Below are 4483 nucleotides of genomic sequence, written 5' to 3' on the forward strand. Positions count from 1 at the left end.
ATCCGCGGAGGCGGACTCGGCCGCACCAACGCGCGCCACAGAAATCAGCGGCTTCCCGACGTCGAGCGTCTGGCCCGGTTCGCCGTGCAGCACGGCCACGGTGCCCGCGTACGGCGAGGGCACCTCCACCATGGACTTGGCGGTCTCCACCTCGGCGATGGGCTGGTCCACGCGGATTTCGTCGCCGACGGCGACGAGCCAGTTCACGAGTTCGGCCTCGGTGAGGCCCTCCCCCAGGTCCGGCAGGAGGAATACCTGCATATCTGAACTCATGGTCAGTCCTCCCATTGAAGGTCGTCGACGGCGTCGAGGATGCGGTCGACGCTCGGCAGATAGTAGTGCTCCAGCTTGGGAGACGGGAACGGGACGTCGAAGCCGGTCACCCGCAGCACGGGGGCTGCGAGATGGTGGAAACAGCGTTCCTGGACGCGGGCCACGATTTCTGAGGACACCGAGGCGAAGCCGTGGGCCTCGGCGATAACCACGGCGCGTCCGGTCTTGCGGACGGAGGCGCAGACGGTTTCGTCGTCGAACGGCACGATCGAGCGGATGTCGATCACTTCGAGCGAGCGGCCCTCTTCCGCGGCGGCCGCGGCAGCGGCGAGAGCGGTGGGGACGGACGGACCGTAGGCGATCAGGGTTGCCTCGGTGCCGGGGCGCGCGATGGCGGCGCGGCCCTCGGTGCTCGTCCCACCGGCGGCGTTCGCGGCGTGCTCGGCGCGCAGGGCGTCCAGGTCCACTTGGTCCTTGGACCAGTACAGCTTCTTGGGCTCCATGAACATGATGGGGTCATCTGAGTCGATGGCCTCGCGCAGCATGCGGTAGCCGTCGGCCACGGTGGCCGGCGTGTAGACCTTCAGGCCCGCGGTGTGGGCGTAGTAGGACTCGGAGGAATCGCAGTGGTGCTCCACGCCCCCGATCCCGCCCGCGTAGGGCACCCGGATGACCAGGGGCATCTTGAGGGCGCCCCTGGTGCGGTTGTGCATCTTGGCCACATGGCTGACGATCTGTTCGAAGGCCGGGTAGGCGAAGGCGTCGAACTGCATCTCGATGACGGGGCGCATGCCGTTCATGGCCATGCCGACAGCCATGCCCACGATGCCGGACTCCGCCAGTGGGGTGTCGAAGCAGCGCTGCTCACCGAACTCGGCCATGAGGCCGTCGGTGATGCGGAAGACACCGCCGAGGAGGCCGACGTCTTCACCGAAGACCAGGACGGACGTGTCCTCGCGCATGGCGTCGGCCATGGCGGTGTTGAGGGCCTTGGCCATGGTGATGGTCTGCGGGCCTGTCGCTTCGGCGGTCGCCGCGGCGGACGCTGCTGCACTGGCCGTGGCGGCGCTGACGTTTTCGTTGGCGGATGTGGTGACGGTGGGGCTCATTTGCCTGCCTCCTCGCGGGTGGTTTCCGAGCGGGCGAGTTCGCCGGCGAGCAGTTCGGACTGCTCCTTCAGCTGCGGGGTGGGGGTGGAGAAAACGTACTTGAAGAGATCCAGCGGCTGCACCGGGACGTCCTCACTGAGGCCTTCGCGCAGCTGCGTGGCAACCGCCTCGGCCTGTTCGGCAATGCGGGCGCTGCCGGCGTCGTCGAGCAGGCCCTTGTCCGTCAGGTACGCCTTCATGCGGGCCAGCGGGTCCTTCGCCTGCCATTCGGCTACTTCACTGTCCGGGCGGTAGCGCGTGGCGTCGTCGGCGTTGGTGTGGGCCTGCATGCGGTAGGTGTGGGCCTCGATCAGCAGCGGGCCGGAGCCCTCACGGGCCAGCTTCACGGCACGGTCCAGGACGGCGAGCAGCGCGACGAGGTCGTTTCCGTCCACGCGCTCGCCGGCCATGCCGTAGCCCACGGCCTTGTGTGCCAGCGACGGCGCCACGGACTGGTGGCTCAGCGGCACGGAGATAGCGTACTTGTTGTTCTGCACGAAGAAAATGACGGGCAGGTGGAACACGGCGGCGAAGTTCAGGGCCTCGTGGAAGTCGCCTTCACTCGTGGCGCCGTCGCCGCACATGGCCAGCACCACGGTGTCCTCGCCGCGCAGCTTGGCGGCATGGGCAACGCCGACGGCGTGGAGCAGCTGGGTGGTCAGCGGCGTGCACTGGATGCCGACGTTGTGCTCCTTGGGGTCGTAGCCGCTGTGCCAGTCGCCGCGGAAAATTGTCATGGCCTGCACCGGGTCCACTCCCCTGGCCATGACCGCGACGGCGTCGCGGTAGGTGGGGAACAGCCAGTCGCCTTCGCTCAGGCACATGGCGGCCGCCACCTGGCATGCCTCCTGGCCGTGGCTGGACGGGTAGACGGCCATGCGGCCCTGCCGCACCAGCGCGGAGTTCTGGTCGTTGACGCGGCGCCCGACGACGAGCTGCTCATACGCGGCCATCAGTTCGGCATCGCCGGGGGTGGGGTACTCGTGGCCGGGTTCGGTGCCCTGCTCATCGTGGGAGCGAACGGTGCCGTCAGGGTTCACCATCTGGATCTGGTGCCGGGCCGGCAGCATGTAGTCCTCCACGCTGATGCCAAACTTGCGCCGCACCTCGGAAGCCTGGTCCGTGTCCGTCTGCTCAGCGTGGTCCAGGCTCCGGGAAGCGTGGTCTGCGGAGATCGTCATTGGTCCGTCCTTCTATATCCACTATTTTCCTCAAGTATGGATCTGGACGAAGTTTCGTATCCACCTCTGGGCAGAATCATGGAAGAGCTTGCACGGAATGGCTATTCTGGAAGACGAATCGCAATTGTGAGCTGGGTAACGGGCCCGGCCCGTGGACGAATTGGAGGAGCCATGGCCGAGGCCGAACAGGACCAGGTGGAGGTCCCCCTGGATGCGGTGGACCGGAACATCATCGCGGAGCTGACGCGCGACGGCCGGATGTCCGTGACGCAGGTGGCGGAGAACGTGCACATCAGCCGGGCGCACGCGTACACACGCATTGCCCGGCTGACGGGCGAGGGTGTGCTCACCAAGTTCACGGCGCTGGTGGACCCCATCAAGGCAGGGCTGAAGTCCTCGGCCTATGTCACTCTCAAGGTGCAGCAGCATTCGTGGCGCGAACTCCGGGAGCAGCTGCGGCTCATTCCCGAGGTGCACCACATCGCCTTGGTGGGCGGGGACTTTGACGTCATCCTCCTGGTCCGTGCCGTGGACAACATCCATCTGCGGCGGGTGATCTTCGACCAACTGCAGTCCATGCCCGGCGTCCTGGACACGCAGACGTTCCTGGTGTTCGAGGACGTGGATACGCGGTAGCACGGATTGAGCCTGGGCCATGACCGGACCGCCGATGCGACGCCCAATTACCTGGCGTTTACCTGTAAGAAATCCTTCGCTGCTTAGGATGACCACATGGGGACAAAACAACACCACGCGTTCTGTGACAAATGCGGCGCCGCAACCAAGCACATAACCACGTTCAGTCAGCAGGAATGCGGACGGCTCATCGCAAATGTCCGCTGCGCAGAGCATTCAGAGCGCCCTGAATAAGGGTCTCCTCCGGCACACTTTCGGTCGACGGGCCGCCGACCCCGAAACCATCCTGAACTAATATGTGGGGTTGATTGTCAAGAGGTCGTGCGAAAGCGGTCCCGGCCGGGTTGGCTGGGGCCGCTTGGGTGACAGGGGAAGCTGACTCGATTGTCAGGTTGTTGCCCCGTCGTTGGCCGGCAGGTCTGGCCGGTGGGTGTTCAGCGTGTCAAGGCGACGGCGCGGTCAGACTAATATTCGCGGGTTGGTTACCGCAGGACGAAGTGTTCGGCTGGAGATTACCGCTGGTCTAGGGTCGAGCGTGGCCGTCACCGGCTGCTCATAGGTCAGACGCGGGTTTACTCCACGCGCTGCGATTAACACTTCCCGGGAAACCTGCCGGTACGTGCTTACGGGTTCATCCGGGTCCCTTCCGCGTTTTCGTCCAGGGTGGCCAGCGACCAGCACCAGCCCGCCAGTTCGCGGGCGATGGCGACGTTCGCGATGACGGGCCGCTTCCGGTGTTCCAGATAGACCAGCCACCGCTCGTGGAGCCGCCGGTTCCCTTCGTGTCCGCGCATCCTGGCTGCCGGGGTGGCGTGGTCCCACCGGTCCCGCATCAGCCGTGAGGGGCGGTCGTAGGGTTGGCGGTGGTGCCAGGCCGCCTCGACCAGCAGGCGGCGGGCATGGCCGTTCCCGGTCTTGGTGATCGAGCCCTGGGACCGGGACTGGCCGGAGGAATGCTCGGTGGGCACCAGGCCCAGGTAGGCCGATGGTCCGGCCCGTGAAGCGGTCCCAGTCCCCGATCTCGACCGCGAGGCCGAACGCGGTCAGCGTCGAGATCCCGCGCAGGCATTCCAGCGCCCGGACCACCGGGGTGTATTCGCTGCCGTATGCCAGCGCGGTGATCGCCTTGTCGAGCCGGTCCCGGCGGTCCCGGACCTCGTGCATGCCCTCCAGTGACGAATCGTAGGCCAGCTGCAGGGGCACCGCGTGTAAGCGGCAACTTTAAACTGACCGGAGTCGGCAAAT

The 4483-nt window shown here is 66.2% G+C and carries 4 protein-coding genes and 1 pseudogene; 1 reads left to right on the plus strand and 4 read right to left on the minus strand.

The annotated features are described in order from the left end of the window. The 3 genes from J1902_RS14570 to pdhA form a co-directional block, all read right to left on the minus strand. On the minus strand, window positions 1–273 hold a 273-nt coding region (locus J1902_RS14570; protein ID WP_307794460.1), incomplete at its 3' end, for a biotin/lipoyl-containing protein. A 2-nt stretch (window positions 274–275) separates the two neighbouring features. After that, entirely contained in the window at window positions 276–1382 is a 1107-nt protein-coding gene (locus tag J1902_RS14575; RefSeq protein ID WP_207617037.1) for an alpha-ketoacid dehydrogenase subunit beta, read from the minus strand. Continuing rightward, window positions 1379–2602: a pyruvate dehydrogenase (acetyl-transferring) E1 component subunit alpha gene (gene pdhA, locus J1902_RS14580; RefSeq protein ID WP_207617038.1), complete on the minus strand. Its 1224-nt coding sequence runs from the start codon at window positions 2600–2602 to the stop codon at window positions 1379–1381. Before pdhA ends, J1902_RS14575 begins: the two co-directional genes overlap by 4 nt. Before the next feature lie 171 nt (window positions 2603–2773). Between pdhA and J1902_RS14585 the strand changes: the two genes are divergently transcribed. Beyond that, window positions 2774–3238, plus strand: coding sequence for an Lrp/AsnC family transcriptional regulator (locus J1902_RS14585; RefSeq protein WP_207617039.1), 465 nt, complete (start codon window positions 2774–2776; stop codon window positions 3236–3238). A 623-nt stretch (window positions 3239–3861) separates the two neighbouring features. Here the strand turns inward: J1902_RS14585 and J1902_RS19990 are convergent. Then, window positions 3862–4432: pseudogene (locus J1902_RS19990) on the minus strand (transposase); the annotation flags it as partial. Between the last annotated feature and the right edge of the window lie 51 nt (window positions 4433–4483).

It is taken from the genome of Arthrobacter cavernae, assembly GCF_017368795.1.
Taxonomy (GTDB): Bacteria; Actinomycetota; Actinomycetes; order Actinomycetales; family Micrococcaceae; genus Arthrobacter; species Arthrobacter cavernae.